This is a genomic window from Xanthomonas sp. NCPPB 1128, assembly GCF_001043115.1.
Taxonomy (GTDB): domain Bacteria; phylum Pseudomonadota; class Gammaproteobacteria; order Xanthomonadales; family Xanthomonadaceae; genus Xanthomonas_A.
Genome location: NZ_LFME01000020.1, coordinates 14,734 through 34,064 on the forward strand (window position 1 = coordinate 14,734; position 19,331 = coordinate 34,064).

Below are 19,331 nucleotides of genomic sequence, written 5' to 3' on the forward strand. Positions count from 1 at the left end.
CTGCGCCGTGCGATCAATGGCGGCGCGCGCAGCCGTCGGGCCGGCAGCACGCTGCCGGCGGGCGCCTCGTGCGGGGATCACGCCGCGTCGCCGTGGCACAGCGCGGTCAGCGCAGCGCCGTCGGCGAGGGCGCCGGCGGCCTGCGCGGCACCGGCCAGCAGGGTGCGCTGGACGTCGCCCTTGGTCGGGGTGGTCTCGATGCAGCGCAGTTCGGCGCCGCGGCCGTACAGGCGCAGGCTGCGCACGTGCGCGGCCACGGCCGGGTCCTTGGGCTGCAGCTCCAGCTGCCAGCGCTCGCGGGTGCCGGTGCTGCTGACGGTGTACTGCTGCTGCAGCAGCGCGCGGTCGCCGGACAGCAGCGCGCCGAACCCGCTCTGCAGGCCGGCCAGTTCCGGCACGCGCGCCAGCGAGAAGCGCCGCGGCGGCTTGCCGTCGCGCTCCAGCGTGGCTTCGCCGCCGCGCAGGATGGTGGTCTCGTGGTACGGCGCGGTGACCTCGCGCACCAGGGTCTGCGCGTCCGGGCGGCGGTACTCGCCCTGCACCCGCAACGGCGTCTTCAACAGCGCCGAGCCGCGCAGTTCGACGAAGGCGGTGCTGACCGGCGCCGGCCGCGCCAGTTTCTGCAGGATCCAGTCGGCGTCCGGCGCCTCAGGCGATGCGGCGCTCAGCGGTGCGGCGCTGCACAGCAGTATCAGCATCCACGGCAAGGTGCGGCGCATCGGCATGGCGGTTGTTCCAGAAGTCGTAGAAGTTGAACCAGTTGTAGGGCGCGGAGCGGGTGTAATGCTCCAGCCTGGCGGCGTAATCGCGGATGAGCGCGGCCAGCACCGGCGCACGCTGCCGGCGCGGCAGGTCCAGGCCTTCGCTGAAGGTCTCGAACACCAGCTCGTAGCGGTTGCCGCCGCGGTACAGGCCGAACGCCAGCACCACCGGCACCTTGAGCGCGGCTGCGATCAGCCACGGCGAGGTCGGGAACAGCGCGCCCTGGCCGATGAACGCAGCGGGCAGCGCCGGGTCCTCCGGGCGCGGCCGGTCCACCAGCAGCGCGACCAGCGCGCCCTCGTCGGTGGCCTGCTTGATCGCCATGACGATCGAGGTGCTGTCCATGCCGGCGTCGATGATGTTGGCCGCCAGCTGCGGGTTCAGCGCGCCCAGCAGTTCGGTCATCGCCGGGTTGTGCGCCTTGTCCAGCACCACCTTGACCTGCACGTCCGGACGCTCGGTGGCCAGCACTCGCAGCGCATCGAAGCTGCCCAGGTGCGAGCCGAAGATCAGCACGCCGCGGCCGCGGTCCATCTGCGTGTGCAACTGGTCCAGGCCCTGGATCTGCACCTGGAACCGGTGCATCTGCCCGCACAGCATGAACACCCGGTCGAGGATGGTCGCGGCGAAGGTGTGGATGTGCCGCGCCACCTCCAGCAGGGTGGCCGGGCGGTCGAACACCCGGCTCAGGTAGTGCCGCGAATCGCGCCGCTCCGGGCCGCGTACCAGCAGGAAGTACAGGGTGATCGGATACAGCAGCAGGCGCCCGACGGCGCGGCCGCCGTAGCGCGCGATGCCGCGGATCAGCCACAGGGCGAAGCGGCCGCCGCCTTCCGGCCGGTGCTTCCAGCCGGCGCTCACGGCGCCGCCTCGGCGTTCAGTTCGCCGCTGACCAGCAGGTCCTCGCCGCGCAACACGCGGAAGCGCCAGCGCGGCGCGGCGCCGTCCAGTTCCACCCGCGCCGGCTGGCCGGGCAGCAGCGGCTGCAGGAATTTCACCTGCGGCAGGCGCAGCGGTGCGCGCGCCCCATGCGCCGCCTCGACGGCCTGCAGCACGTGGTCCAGCACCACGACGCCGGGGACGACCGGGCGGCCCGGGAAGTGGCCGGGCAGGCTGGGATGATCATGCGGGACGACGAAATGCATACGGGCGACTCATATCCTGGGTTCGAGCATCGCACGGACGGCCTGGTGCGCGCGCTGGGTCACTTCCTGGCGATTCAGCGGGCCGTCCTCGCCGTTCACCTGGATCGGCGTGCCGATCCGCACCCGGATGACGCCGGGCCGGACCCGGAATAGGCTGGTCGGCGGCAGCACCTTGCCCGCTCCGTCCAGCGCCACCGGCACCACATCCACTCCCGCGTCGATCGCGGCCTGCAGCAGCCCGGCCTTGAACTCGGCCAGCGCGCCGCTGCGGCTGCGGGTGCCTTCCGGGAACAGGCACAGGTCCTGGCCACGGCGCAGCAACGCCGCCGCCTCGCGCCGCATCATCGCCCCGGCGCGGCGGCTGTCGCGGTCCAGGAACAGCATGCCGGTCGCGCGCGCATACCAGTTCACGAACGGCACCTTCAGCATTTCGTCCTTGAGCAGGAAGCGCAGCGGCACCGGCAGCGCCATGAACAGCGCGCAGATGTCGATGATCGACTGGTGGTTGCTGACGAACAGGTGGTTGCGCGACCAATCCACCCGCTCCTGGCCCTCCACCTGCAGCCGCGCCCCGGCGCCGAACAACAGTACCGGCGCCCAGAAGCGCGCGCCCATGCGCAGCGGCAGGCGCGGCCCGGTCAGCCGCAGCAATACCAGCGCGACGACGATCCCCAGCGCAGTGAGCGCCAGGGTGAACAGCAGCTGCAGGGCGTTCCACATGGCCCAGGCCATGCGCGAGGGCATCCCTGCCTGCGGCAACTTGGTGTTTTCCTTGATGATCTGCACGACCTTGCGTCCCCTGCACTGCGCGCGTCAGCGCAACAGATCCCGCCAAAAAACCGGCCCCAGCCGCGCCAGCTGGCGCAGGAAGTCGGGCAGATTACGGTAGGGACGCTGCGGAAACCAGCGCCCGCGCATCAGATACTCGCCGACGAAGAAGCCGCCGATGACGCCGTAGCCCAGCAGGTTGGCGAACAACGAAGCGCGCGCATCGCTGATCGGCAACGGCGCGGCCAGGCCCAGTTGCGCCAGCACCCCGCTGGGCTGGGCGCACAGCGCCAGCACCAGGTTGAGCAGGGTCAACCCGACCAGCAGCAGGGTCCAGGCCAGGGTCAGGCGGCGGGTGTAGCGCAGTTGGTCCGGGGTGATCGGCATGCCGGCCTGCCGGTACAGGGCCTCGACGATGCGGGTGATCAGCGGCGTGCGCCCGCGCTGCAGGCTGCGCCCGAAGAACCAGGCCACCCAGGCGGTGAACAGCACCGGCGGCGCGGCCAGCAGCAGCAGCGCGTGCGGCGAGCGCCACAGCGGCAGCAGCGCCGCCGTCGCGGCGATGGCCAGCACCCAGGCCCAGGGCCGCCAGCGCGCCATCGGCTCCACCAGCACCATCAGCACCAGCGCCGCGCCGGCCAGCACCGCCAGATCCGGGCGGTGCGCGGCATTGGCCCAATGCGCCAGCGGCGAATAGGCCAGCGCCAGCAACACGCCCAGGGCCAGCGCCCAGGGCGCGGCGTCGGCCGGCTCAGCTGGTCTTGTTGGCTTCGACATGCGCCGACAGCGCGCGCAGCGAGGCGAAGATGCGGCGGTTCTCGTCGTTGTCCGAGCGCAGCTGGAAGCCGTAGCGCTTGCTGATCGCCAGCGCCAGTTCCAGGGCGTCGATCGAGTCCAGCCCCAGGCCGGTATTGAACAGCGGCGCCTCCGGATCGATGTCGCCGGGCTGGACGTCTTCCAGGTTCAGGCTCTCGACCAGCAGCTCGGCCAGTTCACGTTCGGCGGCGGTTTGCGAAGACATCCAGGGGCTTCCAGGCGTAAGGACGGGTGCGACAAGATGGTGCATCGGGCGCTGCGGCGCAACCATCGGCCCGCGAACAGCACGCTATCATGCCGTTTCGCCCCGCCGCTGCGCCCGCAGGTTCCCTCAGGATGACGTCCCCCGCTGTTGCTTCCCCTCCCCCCACCGCCAGCGCCGCCGCGGCAGACACGCCCGACGTGCTGGTGATCGGCGGGGGGCCGGCCGGCTGCGCGGCGGCGATCGTCCTGGCGCAACGCGGCTGGCGGGTAACCGTGCTGGAAAAGGACCACCACCCGCGCTTCCACATCGGCGAATCGCTGCTGCCGATGAACATGCCGATCCTGCAGCGGCTGGGCGTGCTCGAGCAGGTGCGGGCGATCGGCGTGCTCAAGCTCGGCGCCGACTTCCCCAACGATGCCGGCGGCTACAACACCTTCCGTTTCGCGCATGCGCTCGGCGCGCAGTCCGACTTCGCGCTGCAAGTGCCGCGCGCCGACTTCGACCGGGTGCTGTTCGCGCAGGCGCGCGCGGTCGGTGCCGACGTGCACGAGGGCGTGCGGGTCGAGGCGGTGCAGCTGGACGGCGAGGCGCCGACGGTGCAGGCGCGCAGTGCCGACGGCGTGCGCCACTACCGGCCGCGTTACCTGATCGACGCCAGCGGCCGCGATACCTTCCTCGGCAACAAACTCAAGCTCAAGCGCGCCAACCCGCGGCACCAGTCGGCGGCGCTGTTCAGCCATTTCCGCGGCGTGGCGCGGCGCCCAGGCGAGGATGCCGGCAACATCAGCATCTACCGCCACGCGCACGGCTGGATGTGGCTGATCCCGCTGCCGGACGACGTGATGAGCGTGGGCGCGGTGTGCGACCCGGAGTACATGAAGACCCGCCAGGGCTGCGACAGCGAGACGTTCCTGCTGCGCACGCTGGCGCTGAATCCGGACGTGGTGGCGCGCATGGCCGGCGCGCAGCGCGTGGCGCCGGTGCATGCCACCGGCAACTACGCCTACGAATGCACGCGCATGAGCGGGCCGCGCTGGCTGATGCTCGGCGACGCCTACGCCTTCGTCGACCCGATGTTCTCCTCCGGCGTGTACCTGGCCATGCACAGCGCCGAGCGCGGCGCGGCCATGGTCGACGCGGCACTGCGCGATCCGGCCAGCGAGGCGCGGCTGCAGCGGCGCCTGGAGCGGCATCTGCGTGGCGGCCTGGACGAATTCAAGTGGTTCATCTACCGCTTCACCTCGCCGACCATGCGCGAGCTGTTCGCGCAGCCGCGCAACGTGCTGCAGGTGGAACAGGCGGTGGTGGCGATGCTCGCCGGCGACGTCTTCGACAACCGCGCGGTGCTGCGCCGCCTGCGCGTGTTCCGCGCCATCTATGCGCTGTCCGCGGTGGCGATGCTGCCGCGGGCGTGGCGCGCCTGGCGCCACCGCCGCCGCCAGGCCCGCGAACAGTTCCACGGCGACACCTTGCACGGAGACGCACCATGAGCCGCCCGCACCTGCAGTTCCCGCACCACACGCAGGGCCATCCACAGTTGCAGGTGGACTACGTCGCCGAGACCGATCCCGGCCAGGTGCTGGGCGAGGACCGCGTGCTGGCGGTGTTCGGCTTCGGCGAGACCGCGCCCTACCACGACGACCCGCGCTACCTGCGCGTGCCGCTGCAGCCGCACGGTCCGCGCATGCTCGAGGTGTGGCGCACCGATGCCCCGGTGCACAGCGGCCGCGACGGCGCCATCGCCTGGGCCAGCGACGGCCGCCTGCAGTTCGGCGTGATCGAGATCGACGAGCGCCAGGTCGACCTGGACATCGAGGAAGCCGCCGCGCTCGCCTACGCGCAGATCAGCGCCTTCGTCGCCGGCAGCGCCACGCCGCGCCTGCTGCGCATCTGGAACTACCTCGACGCGATCACCCTGGGCAGCGGCGACCGCGAGCGCTACCGGCGCTTCTGCGTCGGCCGCGCGCGCGGACTGGGCGATTTCGACGCCACCCAGCTGCCCGCGGCGACCGCGGTCGGCCGCTGCGACGACGCGCGGGTGATGCAGATCTACTGGCTGGCCGCCGCGCAGGCCGGCACCCCGCTGGAGAACCCGCGCCAGGTCAGCGCCTACCGCTACCCGCGCCAGTACGGCCCGCAACCGCCCAGCTTCGCCCGCGCCATGCTGCCGCCGGCCGGCGGCGACATGCCGCTGCTGCTGTCCGGCACCGCCAGCGTGGTCGGTCACGCCTCCATGCACCAGGGGCAGTTGCTGGCGCAGTTGGAGGAAACCTTCGCCAATTTCGATGCCCTGCTGGCGGCGGCGCGCGAACACGCCCCGGACCTGCCGCCCCAGTTCGGCGACGGCACCCGCCTGAAGGTCTACGTGCGCGAAACCGCCGACCTGCCGCTGGTCGCCGCCGCCCTCGACGCGCGCTTCGGCGACCGCGTGCCGCGCCTGCTGCTGCACGCCGTGATCTGCCGCGACGAGCTGGCGGTGGAGATCGACGGCGTGCATGGTTGAGGCGCATGCCACGCCGCACGCCGTCGTAGGAGCGGCTTCAGCCGCGACGGGCGTTACCGGTAACGCGTCGTCGCAGCTGAAGCCGCTCCTACGAGGTCACGACATATCCCGCTGAGCCGCGGCAACAACGCGTCACTGGAGGCACCGGTCAGCTACAGGTGACATGGCTGCGCGCCCGCCATCGCAGACCAGTCGCGCGGGCATGCCAGGCCCGGGTTCTACCGCCCAGGCACAACGCGCGCCGGCTCTTCGATTCCGCGACCCAATTCCTGCTGCGCAGTGCGCTGCTGCTCCTGGCCCAGCGCCTGATTGGCCAGCGCCAGCTTTTGGTCCGACTGCTCCACCGGCGTGGCCAATGCCTTTTCCACCGGAACGACCGCGCGCTTCATCGCCGGGTCGTCCAAGGCGCCCTGCACGGCGATCAGGTTGCCTGTTTTCCCCAGCACCACGTGGTCGACCCGCTCCAGCGCATTGCCCGACAACGAATAGCCCGTGCCCGGGTACATGTCGCGATTGTCCTTGCAGGCCGCCAGCAGGCTGCGGCTGAGCCGCTCGCTGTCGTGGTCGTAGGCCTTGCCCAGGTCTGCGTCGACCCTGCGCATGCCTGCGCGGATCTGTTCCAGCAGCGCGTGATCCGGATGCCCCGGCAGCGAGGGATCATCGCTGCGGTGCGCCTCGGCGCCTTGCGCGGGCGGTGTCGAAGGTTCGGGTAACCCGTTGGCCAGGGGCGACACGTGCCGATGGGTGTCGGCGGTGTGCTGCAGCAACCCCGCAACGGGCGGCTGCGTGCTGGTATCGAAATATGGCAGCGGCCGCCGGTCCCTGCCCAAATCCAGCCCATTCTCTTCCAGCAGCGATTCGCGAAGATGCAGCCGCGACAGGTTCAGCGCGATCTGCGGGGTGTCGTTGCCTGGTTGTGGCGGATGTTGCCTGTGCTCGACTTGGGCGATGTGGCTGAGCGGATTGGCCGCGTAGTAGTTGGCATAATCGGAGTTGCCGAGAGCGCCGAGCTTGCTGACCTCGGAAGCCTTGTCGAAAAAATTCTGCCCCATTCCCTCCACATTGGCCGGACTCTGGGGCATCGTCATATCCGCACTGATGCTTAGATTCGGCTTGAGCGTGTAGTCGAAGTGAGGTCGCACGCCCGACTTGTCGATGAAATCGGCCATACGCCCTGGCTGTTCGTTATATACATCTTCAAGGGTTGCGTTCGGATTCGCCTTGCGGACCCTGCTGACCATCGCATTCCAGGCCGCGATCTGGGCTCCGGCTTCATCGCGGCGATTCTGTGCAAGGAGAGACGCCAGCGGTTCGGTGTAGTCGCGGGGACTTTGCCGCTGTGCAACTGTGGAAACGCTAGCGGCAAATTCGGTGAGCGCTCGCTTGGTGTCCCCGGCATTGGCGCCATGCTGCAACTCATGTCCCAAGACATAGGTGAGTTCGCCCGCGTTGGGTGCCCGCCCAGACAGCGATGCTTCAAGCCTGGCCAACGGAACCCGCACAGCCTTGTTTTCAGAATCGTACTCGCCGCCAGCATTGGGATTGGTCAGCGGAACGATGCGTGACACCTGACCTTGTCGTACAGCGTCGTTTAGCTGATCGGCCAAGGCGGGCGATGCTTCGATGATCGAGAGCAGGTTCCGCACGTGATCAGGACTGACACTCGGCTGGTTACCAAAGTCGTTGATGACAGCCTGCGCTTGTGGAGTGAGTGGCATCCCTGCACCTCCCCTTATCCGATTACCACCATCTGAACACAGGAATGACGGACTGCATCATCAGACCTGATGCTTTCGTCACGCGGATAAACCTGCAACCACATGCCGGGGCGCTCGAACGAATCGTACATCCAGGCTCCGTGAGACGGCTTTGGCCCGCCGTTCGGCGCTGCGGGGGGAGAGTCGTAGTAGCGCTCACGCACAAAACCCATTTCTTCCAATTCGCCGGTGAACTGATCGAAATCCACGCGGCAGATATCGCGCATCGCGGGCGAAGCGCCTGGTACAACCGGATCGAAGCTGAAGATCAACCGAGGATCCGCCTTCTTCATGTTGACCTCGAAGCCATGCACCCAGTCCTGGTTTACCTTCTCCCCGAACCCATAACGCCCCGACCCATCACGCGCATCCTCCACCGCCACCCCCATCACCTCGCGCAAGCGCTGCGGCGTGAACTCGGGCACGCTCTTGCTGGTCCGGATCAAGGTCAGCAATCGGCTGAGCATCTGTTCGGCGCTCAGCTTGGGCGACACGGGCGCGGCAGCCTGATCGGCGGCGCCGGACGAGGGAGAGGAGGTCATGGCGTGAGATTCCTTGGCAGGAGGCGCAACGGCAGGCGTCCGCGCAGGCGCATGGGTGCAGGCCCCGCACAGCAGCGAGGCGATCAGGACGAGAGAAGCCCGCTGGGGCATGCGGCACATCCTTGCGGCGCGAAGCGATGGCTGCAGTATACGAACACCCTCGTATGGGTTTGCAAGCCGCTCCCGACTGAACCGCGCGGCGGACGACAGCGCACTGCACTGCGCAAATCTTGCCACGCTGGCGCCTGGTCGATGAGCGCTATCCCAGCGCCCTACCGGCAGAGCCTCAGTCCTCGCGACCCGCCGCCAACAGCGCCAGCATCCGATCGCGCGGCAGCTTGCCGGTCTCGTTGCGCGGCAGGGCGTCGAGCAGGCGCAGGCGGCGCGGCAGGAACACCGGGTCCAGCTCGCGGCGCAGCGCGGCCAGGATCGCGGCTTCGTCCAGGGTCGGCGCCACCACCACCGCGGCGATGCGGCCGACCGCCTGCCCAGGTTCCGCTTCAAGCTGCAGCATCGCGCCATCGACCACGCCCGGCAGGGCCAGCAGGCGTCGGGTGAGATCGGCCAGCGAGGCGCGCTTGCCGGCAATTTCCAACAGGTCGGCCTGGCGTCCGCGTACCTGGAAACGGCCGTCGGCGTCCACTTCCATCAGGTCGGCCAGCAGCACCGGCTGCGGCAGGTGCGGCGCGTGCACCAGGGTGCCGTCCGGCTGCGGCGCCACACGCACGCCCGGTAGCGGCGTCCACGGTGCTTCCTGCGCGGTGCGACGGCTGGCGAATACGCAGGTCTCGGTGGAGCCGAACATCTCGCGCACCTCGCCACCGAAGCGCGCCTCGGCGGCGGCGGCCAGTTCCTGCGCCAGCGGCGCGGTGGCCGAGACGATGCCGGCCAGCGGCGGCAGGGTGACGCCGGATTCGACCAGCGCGCGCAGGTGCACCGGCGTGGTCACCAGCAGCCGCGGCGCCGGCAACTGCGCCAGCGCGCGCGCCACGTCCTCGGGAAAGAACGGGCGGCCAGCGTGCACCGCCAGCGGCGTCACCAGCGGCAGCAGGATCGACAGCTCCATGCCGTACATGTGCTGCGGCGGCACCGTGGCCACCACCTGCGGCACCGCCGTGTCCGGCCACAGCCCGACCAGCGCCAGCAGGTCCTGGCGGGTGCTGGTGAGGAAGCTGCCCCAGGTCTTGGGATTGGGCTTGGGTGCGCCGGTGCTGCCGGAGGTGAAGCCGATCGCCACCAGCGCGTCGTCGGCCAGCTGCGGCATCGGCCCGTCCAGCGAGGGCAGCACATCCGGCACCTGCCAGTAGCGCGGCGGCGGCTCGGCCAGCGCCAGGTCGCCCAGGCAGTAGCAGTCGGCATGGGTGCGCTGCACCTCGGCGACCACCGCCGGCGCGCGCGAGGACGGCAGCAGCGAGGTCTGCCCGCGCAGCGCCACCGCGCAGAACGCGACCATGAAGCGGTAGCGGTCCTCGCACAGGTTCAGCGCATGCCGGCCGGCCGGCAGCACCGCAGCCAGGCCGCGCACGTGGCCGAGGAAAGTGGCCAGGTCGATGTGCTCGCCGTTGGCGAAGGCCAACGGACGCCGCGCGTCGCCGACGGCGAGCGGGTGCAACAGGGACGCGGCGGGAATCTCGGAGGAAACGGCGGACATGCGGGGCGGCGGCTCGGCGGGCGATGACCCGCACGGCGCGGGAGCCGGTAGCTTGGCCGCCACCGCCGCCGCTGGCAAGCCGGCCGCCCGCCGCCGCGGCCGCCGTCAGTGGTGGTAGCCGGTGTCGGCGGTGATCTTGCCGCGGAACACCCGGTACGACCAGGCGGTATAACCCAGGATCACCGGCAGCAGCACCGCCAGCCCAACCAGCACGAAACCCTGCGAGGAGGGCGGCGAGGCCGCTTCCCAGATGGTCAGCCCGGGCGGCACGATGTTCGGCCAGATGCCCAGCACCAGGCCGAAGAAGCCGAGCACGAAGAAGCACAGGGTCAGCACGAACGGACGCGCATCGCGGCCCTGCGCCATCGCCGCACGCCACAGCGCCAGCGCGTTGACCAGCACCAGCAGCGGCACCGGCGACAGCCACCAGAAATTCCCGTCGTGGAACCAGCGCGCCATGATCCGCGAGTCCAGGAATGGCAGCCAGGCGCTGACCAGGCCCATGAACACCACCACTACCAGCACCAACGGCCGGGTCAGGGTCCGGGCGACGCGCTGCATCGCGCCCTCGGTCTTGAGGATCAGCCAGCTGCCGCCGAGCAGCGCGTAGCCGAACACCACCGCCGCGCCGGTGAGCATCGAGAACGGGCTGAACCAGCCCAGCACCCCGCCCAGGTACTTGCCATCCTGCAGCGGCATGCCTTCCACCAGCGCACCCAGGATCACTCCCTGCCAGAACGCCGCACACAGCGAGCCCAGCGCGAACGCCCAGCCCCACAGAGACTTGGAACTGCGTGCTTTGAAGCGGAACTCGAAGGCCACGCCGCGGAACACCAGCGCGATCAGCATCAGCAGCACCGGCAGGTACAGCGCCGACAGCACGATCGCGTAGGCCTTGGGGAAGGCTGCCAGCAGGCCGGCGCCGCCGAGCACCAGCCAGGTCTCGTTGCCGTCCCAGATCGGCGCGGCGGTGTTCATCATCAGGTCGAGCTGGTCCTCGTCCTCGGCGAACGGCGCCAGGATGCCCAGGCCGAGCACGAAGCCGTCCAGCAGCACGTACATCAGCACGCCGAAGCCGATCACGCCGAACCAAATCACCGGCAATACGGTCGCCATGTCCATCAGCGGGTCTCCTCGATGTCGTCGTCGGCCGCCGACAGCGGCCGCGCCGGGGTCTTGTCGCCCTCCTGCATGCGCCGCGCCGGCTCGTGCGGCAGCGGCCCGTGGCGCAGCATGCGCAGGATGTACCAACTGCCGAAGCCGAACACCAGCGCGTAGGCGAGCACGTACACGCTCAGCGAGATCCACACCATCGCCGGGCTGACCGTCGGGCTGACCGCATCGCGGGTATGCAGCAGGCCGTAGATCACGTACGGCTGCCGCCCGATCTCGGTGACGAACCAACCGGCGACCAGCGCCACGAACCCGGCCGGCAGCATCGCATTCCACGCCAGGTGCAGCGCGCGCCGCCGCAGCAACGTGCCGCGCCACCAGAAGAACAGCGACACCAGCGCCAGCAGCAGCATCGCCATGCCCAGCCCGACCATCACCCGGAACGCGTAGAACACCGGCTTCACCGGCGGCCGCTCGTCCGCCGGCACTGAGGTCAGCGGCGTGATCTCGCCATCCAGCGTATGGGTCAGGATCAGGCTGCCCAGGCGCGGGATGGTCACTTCGTAATCGTTGCGCTCCGCCGCCTCGTTCGGCACCGCGAACACCACCAGCGGCACGCCCTGCCCCGGCGCCTCGCCGTGCCAGTGCCCTTCCATCGCCGCCACCTTGATCGGCTGGTGCTCGAGCGTATTCAGGCCGTGCGCATCACCGGCGGCGATCTGCAGCGGCAGCGCGATCGCAGCGAAGGCCACCGCCAGCTTGAGCATGCGCCCGGCCGCATCCAGGTGCTCGCCGCGGCGCAGGTACCAGCCGCTGACCCCGCCTATCACGAAGCAGGTGGTGATGAACGCGGCCAGCACCATGTGCGTGAGCCGGTACGGGAACGAGGGATTGAAGATCACCTCGCGCCAGTTGGCCGGGTGGAACACGCCCTCGACCACCGCATAGCCGGCCGGCGTCTGTAGCCAGCTGTTGGCCGAGAGGATCCAGAAGGTGGAGATCAGCGTGCCGATGGCGACCAGACAGGTGGAGAGGAAGTGCAGTTTCTCCGGCACCTTGTGCCAGCCGAACAGCATCACCCCGAGGAACGAGGCCTCCAGGAAGAACGCCGTCAGCACCTCGTAGCTGAGCAGCGGGCCGAGGATGTTGCCGGCGCGTTCGCTGAGCACCGCCCAGTTGGTGCCGAACTGGAAACTCATCACAATGCCGCTGACCACGCCCATGCCGAACGACACGGCGAAGATCTTCAGCCAGAAGAAGTACAGATCGCGCCACACCGTGTCGCGGGTGCGCAGCCAGCGCCACTCGAGGAACGCCAGCCAGCTCGACAGGCCGATGGTGAAGGCCGGGAACAGCACGTGGAAACTGATGACGAATCCGAACTGGATGCGCGACAGCAGCAGGGCGTCCATGGGTAGCGCCTGAGGCAGCGGAAACGATGCCTATTGTTGGTGCGGCGCGGCGAAATGGGATGTGACGGTTTGTCGCAGCGGCGTCCGGCACCAGGACGTCTGCATCTGCGTCGCAGCGCGCGTGCCGGACATCATCGGGCGCCACGGCCCGAGGTCGCTTCAGGCAGCGCCATCAATGCTCGTGCTCCAACCAGCCTCAAAAGAAAGAACTGACGATATTCACCACCGGAATCGACAGAAGTACCGACACGGTCCAAAGGAGGAAGCGCTTCTGGTCGGCTCGCAGGGCATCCAGGCGCGCACTACCCGTCGATCCCGCACTGAACAACCAGTTGACTCCGCGGAAGTCGTTGATGCCTTGCCCCTTCAGGAACGGCACATGGGTGAGGTGAGCTTCGAGCGCCGGATTCTCCTGCGCGATGGCGCGCGACAACCGCATCCGGCGCTGGATGCCAAGTACAGCCAGGCTGCACAGCGCCAACACGGTATAGACGCCGGACACCATGCCTGGACGCGCCAGATGCAGGACAAGCATCGCGGCGACGCCAACCAGCACGGCCAGCCAGATGATCCACAACAATCGCGTTCTCAACGTGCCCCCCATGACGACGGTGCATCGAGGCTGACAGCCGAACGGCTGCAACACGTCGAAGCTGCCCTGCATGTATCGCATCATGATCTTCACCACGCGCCGTGCCAAGGCGTCTCAGGAAAGTTCTGCTCCGCCTGAGCGCGGCCGTGTCCTTCTGCATGCATAGCCAGCGGGGTACGCGAGCGAGAAAGATGAGGTCGCAACAGCGGTCATGGCGGGGAGTGTTGGATAGCAGGAGCGACAGCCTCCTCCACACCATCATCGTCCACTCTGAATTGGCACCGCCGTCGCAGGACCGGGGTGCACGGCAGCAGGTCGATCGTGTGGGCGCGCACAGCCCGCCCATGACCAACGGCGCAATCGCCGCCGCCCTGGCGGCTGCTACGCTTGCGGTTTGCCGTTCGCCCGGAACTCCAGATGCGTCGTCTCGCCCTGAGCGCTGTTGTGTTGCTGTCCCTGTCCTGCCTGCCGCCGCTGGCCGCGGCCCAGGATGCCGCCGCCCCGCTGACCATCGAGCAGGCCATGGCCGATCCGGACTGGATCGGGCCGCCGGTCGAGGACGCCTGGTGGACCTGGGACGGGCACCAGGTGGAGTACCAGCTCAAGCGTAATGGCAGCCCGGTGCGCGACACCTACCGTCAGGGCGTCGACGGCGGCGCTGCGCAGCGGGTCGAGGACGCCCAGCGCAGCACGCTGGACGCGGCCAACCCGGTCTACGACGCACGCCGCCAGCGCATGCTGTTCGTGCGCAACGGCGACGTGTTCCTGCGCGACCTGCGCAGCGGCGCGCTGACCCAGCTGACCCGCAGCAACCAGGCCGCCGCGCGGCCGCAGTTCACCACCGATGGCGGCGCGCTGTGGCGGGTCGGCAACGACTGGTATCGCTGGAGCCCCGGCGGCGGCGTGCAGCAGGCCGCGGTGCTCAAGGCCGAGCGCGATCCCGACGCCGCGCCCAAGCCCGACGTGCTGCGCGACCAGCAGCTGCGCACCCTGGAAACGCTGGCCCGCGACCGTGCGCAGCGCGAGCTGCTGCGCCAGCAGGAGCAGGCCTGGCGCCGCGCCGACAGCAGCCGCGCGCCGGCGCCGGTGTACCTGGGCGACGACGTGGTGGTCGACGACAGTGCGCTGTCGCCGGATGGCCGCCACCTGCTGGTGGTGACCCACGCCAAGGGCGCCGAGGAAGGCCGCGAGAGCAAGATGCCGCGCTACGTCACCGAATCCGGCTACGCCGAATTCCAGGAAGCGCGCACCCTGGTCGGGCGCAATTCGCCGGTGGCGCAGACCCTGTGGCTGGTCGATGCGGTGGCCGGCAGCGCGCGCAAGCTCGACCTGTCGGTGCTGCCCGGCATCGGCACCGACCCGCTTGCGGCGCTGCGCAAGGCCGCCAAGCAGGAGCCGCTGCAGGGGCCGCGCGCGGTGCGCGTGGAAACCGACGGCGATGGCAGCGGCGCCTCCATGCACTGGAGCGAGGACGGCCGCAACGTCGCCGTGCTGCTGCGCGCGGTGGACAACAAGGACCGCTGGATCGCCAGCGTCGACCTGGACAAGGCGGTGCTGCAGCCGCGCCACCGCCTCACCGATCCGGCCTGGATCAACTGGAGCTTCAACGATTTCGGCTGGATGCCGGACAACCAGACCCTCTGGCTGCTGTCCGAGCAGTCCGGCTATTCGCACCTGTACACCCAGCGCGGCAACGAAAAGCCGCGCCAGCGCACCTCCGGCAAGTGGGAAGTGTCGGCGCCGGTGGTCAGCGCCGACGGCCAGGGCTTCCTGTTCCTGTGCAACCGCAAGTGGCCGGGCGACTACGAGGTATGCAAGCTCGACCTGCGCAACGACAGCGTCGCCGAGCTGACGTCGCTGGATGGCGTGGAAGACTTCGCGCTGTCGCCGGACGGCCAGCAACTGCTGGTGCACTACTCCGGCCCCTACCTGCCGCCGCAACTGGCGGTGCTGCCGGCTGCCGGCGGCAACGCGCGCGTGCTCACCGACACCCGCAGCGCCGCGTTCAAGGCACGCCAGTGGGTGCAACCGCAATTCGTGCAGGTGCCGTCCAGGCACGGCGCCGGCACCGTCTGGGGCAAGTACTACGGTCCGGCGCAGCCGGAGCCGGGCAAGCACTATCCGGTGGTGATGTTCGTGCACGGCGCCGGTTACCTGCAGAACGTGTCGGCGCGCTACACCCCGTACTTCCGCGAGCAGATGTTCCACAACCTGCTGGTGCAGAAGGGCTACATCGTGCTGGACCTGGACTACCGCGCCAGCGCCGGCTACGGCCGCGACTGGCGCACCGCGATCTACCGCGACATGGGCCATCCGGAACTGGAGGACTACCTGGACGGGCTGGACTGGCTGGTCGACAGCAAGCAGGGCGACCGCGGCCGCGCCGGCATCTACGGCGGGTCCTACGGCGGCTTCATGACCTACATGGCGCTGTTCCGCAGCCCCGGCACGTTCAAGGCCGGCGCCGCGCTGCGCCCGGTGGCCGACTGGAGCCAGTACAACCACGAGTACACCTCCAACATCCTCAACACCCCGGACCTGGACCCGGAGGCCTACCGCACCTCCTCGCCGATCGAATACGCCAACGGGCTGCGCGACCATCTGCTGATCGCCCACGGCATGGTCGACGACAACGTGTTCTTCAAGGACTCGGTGGACATGACCCAGAAACTGATCGAGCTGCACAAGGACAACTGGGAGATCGCGCCGTACCCGCTGGAGAAGCACGGCTTCACCCGCGCCGACTCCTGGCTGGACGAGTACAAGCGCATCCTCAAGCTGTTCGAGCGCGAGTTGCGCTGAACCGGCCGCTCGCCGGGCGCCTGCCGTCGACGTGCGGCAGGCGCCGGGGAGCCGCCGCGCGGCGCACGCAGGCCCCCGCCAACCACCGGCGTCCGCCACGCATCGCGCCATTCCGTAGGGGTCAACTGCCATGCAGCCGCGACGCGCGACGTGGTGAGCCTTCCGATGGCGCACTGCGTCGGGACTGAAGTCCCTCCCACAGTGCATACAGCGGACTCGCCGCAAGCCCCTGTGGGAGCGACTTCAGTCGCGACGAGGCTTTCCCGGTCAGGCCTGTCGCGGCTGAAGCCCGTTCTGCGCGAGCGCCTGCATCCAGGCGGTCAGGACGCGGACGGCATCGGCACGACCTTGGCGTCGCCCCGCTCCTGGCGACACCACATCGGCCGCGCCCTGAACAGAGGCCGCGCACCGACAGAGCCCCCCTCGCGCACCACCCGGCTTGCGCCCTGGTCCGTCGTCCCTATCCTTGCCGGACGGCCGCCGGTGCGACAGCGCCAGCGCCGCCCGTCTCGAAGGACCGTCGATGCCGCCTCCGCCGCTGCCCCTCACCGCCGCCCGCAACCAGACCATCGATGCGATGGCCAAGCTCTCGCTGCTGCTGGGGGTGCTGTCGCTGCTGTATTCGCTGGGCCAGGCGCTGCTGCTGATGACGCTGCCGGACGGGGCGATCGAGGGCGTGCTGCGCGAGGCCGGCCTTTCGCTGCCGCCGCTGCTGCAATGGGGCGTGACCCATGCGCTGGCGCTGTCCTGGCTGTCGGCGCTGCTTTCCGCGGGCTTGTGCGCGGCGGCGTGGGCGCTGCTGCAGCGGCGCGACTGGGGGCGGCGGGCCTTCATCGTGTTCCTGGTGGTCACCGCCGTGGCCAACTTCGCGGTGCTGCCGCTGCTGTGGCAACTGCTCGACCTGCTGCAGGCCTGGGCGCCGCAGCACGCCTTCGACCCGCAACAGCTCCAGCACGACCTGGCCCTGGGCCGGATCACCCTCATGGTCAGCGGCGCGCTGACCGCCCTGATCTTCGCCGGCCTGCACGGCTGGCTGGTCTACCAGCTGTGCCGCCCCGCGCTCCGCGCCGAGTTCCGTCGCTGACGCACACCCACCGGCCAGCACAGTCCGCGCAGCCCAGCGCTGACGCCTGACACAGCCAGCTTCTAGAATGTCCGGATGCAAACCTTCGACCGTGTCCGCGACTATCTCACTGGCCTGCAAGACCGCATCTGCGCGGCGGTCGAGGCCGCCGACGGCCAGGCCCGTTTCGCCGAAGATCTGTGGCAGCGCGCGGAGGGCGGCGGCGGCCGCACCCGCATCCTGCGCGACGGCGCGCTGTTCGAGCAGGCCGGCATCGGCTTCTCCGACGTCGCCGGCACCCGCCTGCCGCCCTCGGCCAGCGCCAACCGCCCGGAACTGGCCGGCGCCTCCTGGCGCGCGGTCGGGGTGTCGCTGGTGTTCCACCCGCTCAGCCCGTACATCCCCACCACCCACGCCAACGTGCGCTACTTCGAGGCGCAGCGCCATGGCGCCACCGTGGCCTGGTGGTTCGGTGGCGGCTTCGACCTGACCCCGTACTACCCCTTCGACGAGGACGCCCGCCACTGGCACCAGACCGCGCACGACCTGTGCGCGCCGTTCGGCGAAGACCGCTATCCGGCGCACAAGCGCTGGTGCGACGAGTACTTCTTCCTCAAGCACCGCAACGAGACCCGCGGCGTCGGCGGCCTGTTCGTCGACGACCTGCATGCCGATTTCGAGCGCGATTTCGCCTACCAGCGCGCGGTCGGCGATGGCTTCCTCGACGCCTACCTGCCGATCGTGGAACGCCGCCGCGGCCTGTCCTGGGGCGAGCGCGAACGCGAGTTCCAGCTGTACCGGCGCGGCCGCTACGTCGAATTCAACCTGGTCTACGACCGCGGCACCCTGTTCGGCCTGCAGAGCGGCGGCCGCAGCGAGAGCATCCTGATGAGCCTGCCGCCACGGGTGCGCTGGGAATACGGCTTCCAGCCCGAACCGGGCAGCGCCGAGGCGCGCCTGGCCGAGTACCTGGTGCCGCGCGAGTGGCTGGCATGAGCGCGCCGGCGCGCACCGCCGTGCTCGGCCGCGAGGACAAGCGCGCCATCGCCGAACAGCTGCAGGCCTACCTACGCACCGAGCTGCAGCAGCAGGTCGGCGCGTTCGAGGCCGAATTCCTGCTCGAGTTCGTCGCCGAGCGCATCGGCGCGCATTACTACAACCGCGGCCTGCACGATGCCCGCGCGCTGCTTGCCGCGCAGTTGGACACGCTGGACGACGCGCTGTACCAGCTTGAGCAGGCGACCGAGCCGCGCCGCTAGGCCGCCGCCTTCAGCGGCGGCATCAGCCGCGATGCGGCGTTGCCGACAGCGCCCTCGCGACCGCGGGCCTGCGTCGTCCGCCGGGCGCTGCGATCAACTGCCCTTGTTGCTGAGAATGGTGATGTGGCCATTGGTCTCCAGCAACGCCAGGCGCACGTCGTCGATGCCCTGGCACCCCTGCTGGCGCATCGCCGCCTCGAAATCGGCATGGCTGACCAGTTCGCGCCGCAGCACCTGGCGGAACACGTGGCCGTCGCGGGCCAGCACCACCGGTTCGCCCTCGATCAAGCGCTCCACGCGGGCGCTACGCGAGGTGACCAGGCCGACCGTGAAGTTCAGCGCGATCAGCGTCGCCGCCAGCAACAGGCCGCCGCCGAGCGAGGTGTCCTCGCCTAGCAGCGCGTTCTGCACCGCATTGCCGAGCAGCACGATCAACAGCATGTCGAACGGCGTCAGCTGGCCCATGGCGCGCTTGCCCGACACCCGCACCATCACCAGCACGGCCACGTACACCACCACCGCGCGGAAGACGAATTCCCACCATGGCATCGACAGATGGAAAAGATCGGGCATCGCACGACTCGCAGGGATGGTGGAGCGGCGACCTTACGCTGTGACGTGCAGCCGGCGATAGGGCAGGGTCAGGAGCGCGGGCATAAAAAAGCCCCGCGGACCAGGGGGAGGTCGGCGGGGCCAGGGAACGGAGACTTGGGGAGGAGTCGCCGTTCCTGGATCTGCTCCAGGGGATGGGAGGAGATCCGCGACAGGTATTGCGCCTGTCGAGGGATATAAGAACATTTCCCACCTTGCTCGTTCGTGAAGATTTAAGTTAAAAATTTGTCAGATTAAGGACGGATTCATTCCCGAAAATCGGCCCCAAATAAACCGCGTCAAAATTCCGTTCAACCACTGCAGCGCCGCATCCTGCAGGGTGTGACGCC

At 69.4% G+C, this 19,331-nt stretch carries 19 protein-coding genes; 6 read left to right on the forward strand and 13 right to left on the reverse strand.

Annotated features, from left to right (window positions below; translation table 11 throughout):
- Positions 1-77: 77 nt before the first annotated feature.
- Genes ACP93_RS13010 through xanC form a run of 6 tightly spaced genes read right to left on the reverse strand, consistent with a single transcriptional unit; the run spans position 78 to position 3,696 of the window.
- Positions 78-725, reverse strand: coding sequence for a LolA-related protein (locus ACP93_RS13010; protein WP_048491107.1), 648 nt, complete (start codon positions 723-725; stop codon positions 78-80).
- Positions 649-1,623, reverse strand: a complete 975-nt coding sequence (locus tag ACP93_RS13015; protein WP_048491108.1) for an LpxL/LpxP family acyltransferase — start codon at positions 1,621-1,623, stop codon at positions 649-651. The genes ACP93_RS13010 and ACP93_RS13015 overlap by 77 nt, the downstream gene beginning before the upstream one ends.
- Positions 1,620-1,907 (reverse strand): ApeI family dehydratase, encoded by a 288-nt coding sequence (locus tag ACP93_RS13020; protein ID WP_048491109.1) that lies wholly within the window; start codon positions 1,905-1,907, stop codon positions 1,620-1,622. Before ACP93_RS13020 ends, ACP93_RS13015 begins: the two co-directional genes overlap by 4 nt.
- 9 nt (positions 1,908-1,916) lie before the next feature.
- A complete protein-coding gene (locus ACP93_RS13025; protein ID WP_048491164.1) occupies positions 1,917-2,666 on the reverse strand; it encodes a lysophospholipid acyltransferase family protein in 750 nt (249 codons plus the stop codon).
- A 54-nt stretch (positions 2,667-2,720) separates the two neighbouring features.
- Positions 2,721-3,452 carry a COG4648 family protein gene (locus ACP93_RS13030; protein WP_048491110.1) on the reverse strand — a complete coding sequence of 244 codons (732 nt, stop codon included), beginning with the start codon at positions 3,450-3,452 and terminating at the stop codon, positions 2,721-2,723.
- The gene (gene xanC, locus ACP93_RS13035; protein ID WP_003470209.1) at positions 3,427-3,696 is read right to left on the reverse strand and encodes a xanthomonadin biosynthesis acyl carrier protein XanC; all 270 of its coding nucleotides are present in this window, start codon (positions 3,694-3,696) and stop codon (positions 3,427-3,429) included. Before xanC ends, ACP93_RS13030 begins: the two co-directional genes overlap by 26 nt.
- Positions 3,697-3,827: 131 nt before the next feature.
- Between xanC and ACP93_RS13040 the strand changes: the two genes are divergently transcribed.
- Complete coding sequence (locus ACP93_RS13040; RefSeq protein WP_048491111.1) at positions 3,828-5,186, forward strand: NAD(P)/FAD-dependent oxidoreductase; 1,359 nt, start codon at positions 3,828-3,830, stop codon at positions 5,184-5,186.
- Entirely contained in the window at positions 5,183-6,199 is a 1,017-nt protein-coding gene (locus tag ACP93_RS13045) for a chorismate transformation FkbO/Hyg5 family protein (RefSeq protein ID WP_048491112.1), read from the forward strand. Before ACP93_RS13040 ends, ACP93_RS13045 begins: the two co-directional genes overlap by 4 nt.
- Before the next feature lie 218 nt (positions 6,200-6,417).
- Here ACP93_RS13045 and ACP93_RS22320 read toward each other — a convergent pair whose 3' ends face one another.
- From ACP93_RS22320 to ACP93_RS13075, 6 genes are all read right to left on the reverse strand, one after another.
- On the reverse strand, positions 6,418-7,917 hold the full coding sequence (locus ACP93_RS22320; protein WP_228136032.1) for an XVIPCD domain-containing protein: 1,500 nt from the start codon (positions 7,915-7,917) through the stop codon (positions 6,418-6,420).
- Positions 7,918-7,931: 14 nt separating this feature from the next.
- A complete protein-coding gene (locus ACP93_RS13055) occupies positions 7,932-8,498 on the reverse strand; it encodes a hypothetical protein (protein WP_053069746.1) in 567 nt (188 codons plus the stop codon).
- Positions 8,499-8,784: 286 nt separating this feature from the next.
- Positions 8,785-10,149 (reverse strand): AMP-binding protein, encoded by a 1,365-nt coding sequence (locus ACP93_RS13060; RefSeq protein ID WP_048491114.1) that lies wholly within the window; start codon positions 10,147-10,149, stop codon positions 8,785-8,787.
- A gap of 105 nt (positions 10,150-10,254) precedes the next feature.
- A complete protein-coding gene (gene cydB, locus ACP93_RS13065; protein WP_048491115.1) occupies positions 10,255-11,271 on the reverse strand; it encodes a cytochrome d ubiquinol oxidase subunit II in 1,017 nt (338 codons plus the stop codon).
- Complete coding sequence (locus tag ACP93_RS13070) at positions 11,271-12,674, reverse strand: cytochrome ubiquinol oxidase subunit I (RefSeq protein ID WP_048491116.1); 1,404 nt, start codon at positions 12,672-12,674, stop codon at positions 11,271-11,273. The genes cydB and ACP93_RS13070 overlap by 1 nt, the downstream gene beginning before the upstream one ends.
- 196 nt (positions 12,675-12,870) lie before the next feature.
- A complete protein-coding gene (locus tag ACP93_RS13075; protein WP_048491117.1) occupies positions 12,871-13,362 on the reverse strand; it encodes a hypothetical protein in 492 nt (163 codons plus the stop codon).
- Positions 13,363-13,683: 321 nt separating this feature from the next.
- On the opposite strand from ACP93_RS13075, the gene ACP93_RS13080 reads away from it, so the two are divergent.
- From ACP93_RS13080 to ACP93_RS13095, 4 genes are all read left to right on the forward strand, one after another.
- Positions 13,684-16,068, forward strand: coding sequence for a S9 family peptidase (locus tag ACP93_RS13080; protein ID WP_053069747.1), 2,385 nt, complete (start codon positions 13,684-13,686; stop codon positions 16,066-16,068).
- Between the two features lie 523 nt (positions 16,069-16,591).
- Positions 16,592-17,152: a hypothetical protein gene (locus tag ACP93_RS13085; RefSeq protein ID WP_048491166.1), complete on the forward strand. Its 561-nt coding sequence runs from the start codon at positions 16,592-16,594 to the stop codon at positions 17,150-17,152.
- Between the two features lie 75 nt (positions 17,153-17,227).
- Positions 17,228-18,127 (forward strand): oxygen-dependent coproporphyrinogen oxidase, encoded by a 900-nt coding sequence (gene hemF, locus ACP93_RS13090; RefSeq protein WP_048491119.1) that lies wholly within the window; start codon positions 17,228-17,230, stop codon positions 18,125-18,127.
- Positions 18,124-18,390: a DUF2164 domain-containing protein gene (locus ACP93_RS13095; RefSeq protein WP_048491120.1), complete on the forward strand. Its 267-nt coding sequence runs from the start codon at positions 18,124-18,126 to the stop codon at positions 18,388-18,390. Before hemF ends, ACP93_RS13095 begins: the two co-directional genes overlap by 4 nt.
- 93 nt (positions 18,391-18,483) lie before the next feature.
- Here ACP93_RS13095 and ACP93_RS13100 read toward each other — a convergent pair whose 3' ends face one another.
- Positions 18,484-18,963 (reverse strand): DUF421 domain-containing protein, encoded by a 480-nt coding sequence (locus tag ACP93_RS13100; protein WP_048491121.1) that lies wholly within the window; start codon positions 18,961-18,963, stop codon positions 18,484-18,486.
- Between the last annotated feature and the right edge of the window lie 368 nt (positions 18,964-19,331).

Coding starts and splice junctions, on each gene's coding strand:
- ACP93_RS13010 (WP_048491107.1), bottom strand. CDS start 725: ATGCCGATGCGCCGCACCTTGCCGTGGATGCTGATACTGCTGTGCAGC.
- ACP93_RS13020 (WP_048491109.1), bottom strand. CDS start 1,907: ATGCATTTCGTCGTCCCGCATGATCATCCCAGCCTGCCCGGCCACTTC.
- ACP93_RS13030 (WP_048491110.1), bottom strand. CDS start 3,452: ATGTCGAAGCCAACAAGACCAGCTGAGCCGGCCGACGCCGCGCCCTGG.
- xanC (WP_003470209.1), bottom strand. CDS start 3,696: ATGTCTTCGCAAACCGCCGCCGAACGTGAACTGGCCGAGCTGCTGGTC.
- ACP93_RS13040 (WP_048491111.1), top strand. CDS start 3,828: ATGACGTCCCCCGCTGTTGCTTCCCCTCCCCCCACCGCCAGCGCCGCC.
- ACP93_RS13045 (WP_048491112.1), top strand. CDS start 5,183: ATGAGCCGCCCGCACCTGCAGTTCCCGCACCACACGCAGGGCCATCCA.
- ACP93_RS22320 (WP_228136032.1), bottom strand. CDS start 7,917: ATGCCACTCACTCCACAAGCGCAGGCTGTCATCAACGACTTTGGTAAC.
- ACP93_RS13055 (WP_053069746.1), bottom strand. CDS start 8,498: ATGACCTCCTCTCCCTCGTCCGGCGCCGCCGATCAGGCTGCCGCGCCC.
- ACP93_RS13060 (WP_048491114.1), bottom strand. CDS start 10,149: ATGTCCGCCGTTTCCTCCGAGATTCCCGCCGCGTCCCTGTTGCACCCG.
- cydB (WP_048491115.1), bottom strand. CDS start 11,271: ATGGACATGGCGACCGTATTGCCGGTGATTTGGTTCGGCGTGATCGGC.
- ACP93_RS13070 (WP_048491116.1), bottom strand. CDS start 12,674: ATGGACGCCCTGCTGCTGTCGCGCATCCAGTTCGGATTCGTCATCAGT.
- ACP93_RS13080 (WP_053069747.1), top strand. CDS start 13,684: ATGCGTCGTCTCGCCCTGAGCGCTGTTGTGTTGCTGTCCCTGTCCTGC.
- ACP93_RS13085 (WP_048491166.1), top strand. CDS start 16,592: ATGCCGCCTCCGCCGCTGCCCCTCACCGCCGCCCGCAACCAGACCATC.
- hemF (WP_048491119.1), top strand. CDS start 17,228: ATGCAAACCTTCGACCGTGTCCGCGACTATCTCACTGGCCTGCAAGAC.
- ACP93_RS13095 (WP_048491120.1), top strand. CDS start 18,124: ATGAGCGCGCCGGCGCGCACCGCCGTGCTCGGCCGCGAGGACAAGCGC.
- ACP93_RS13100 (WP_048491121.1), bottom strand. CDS start 18,963: ATGCCCGATCTTTTCCATCTGTCGATGCCATGGTGGGAATTCGTCTTC.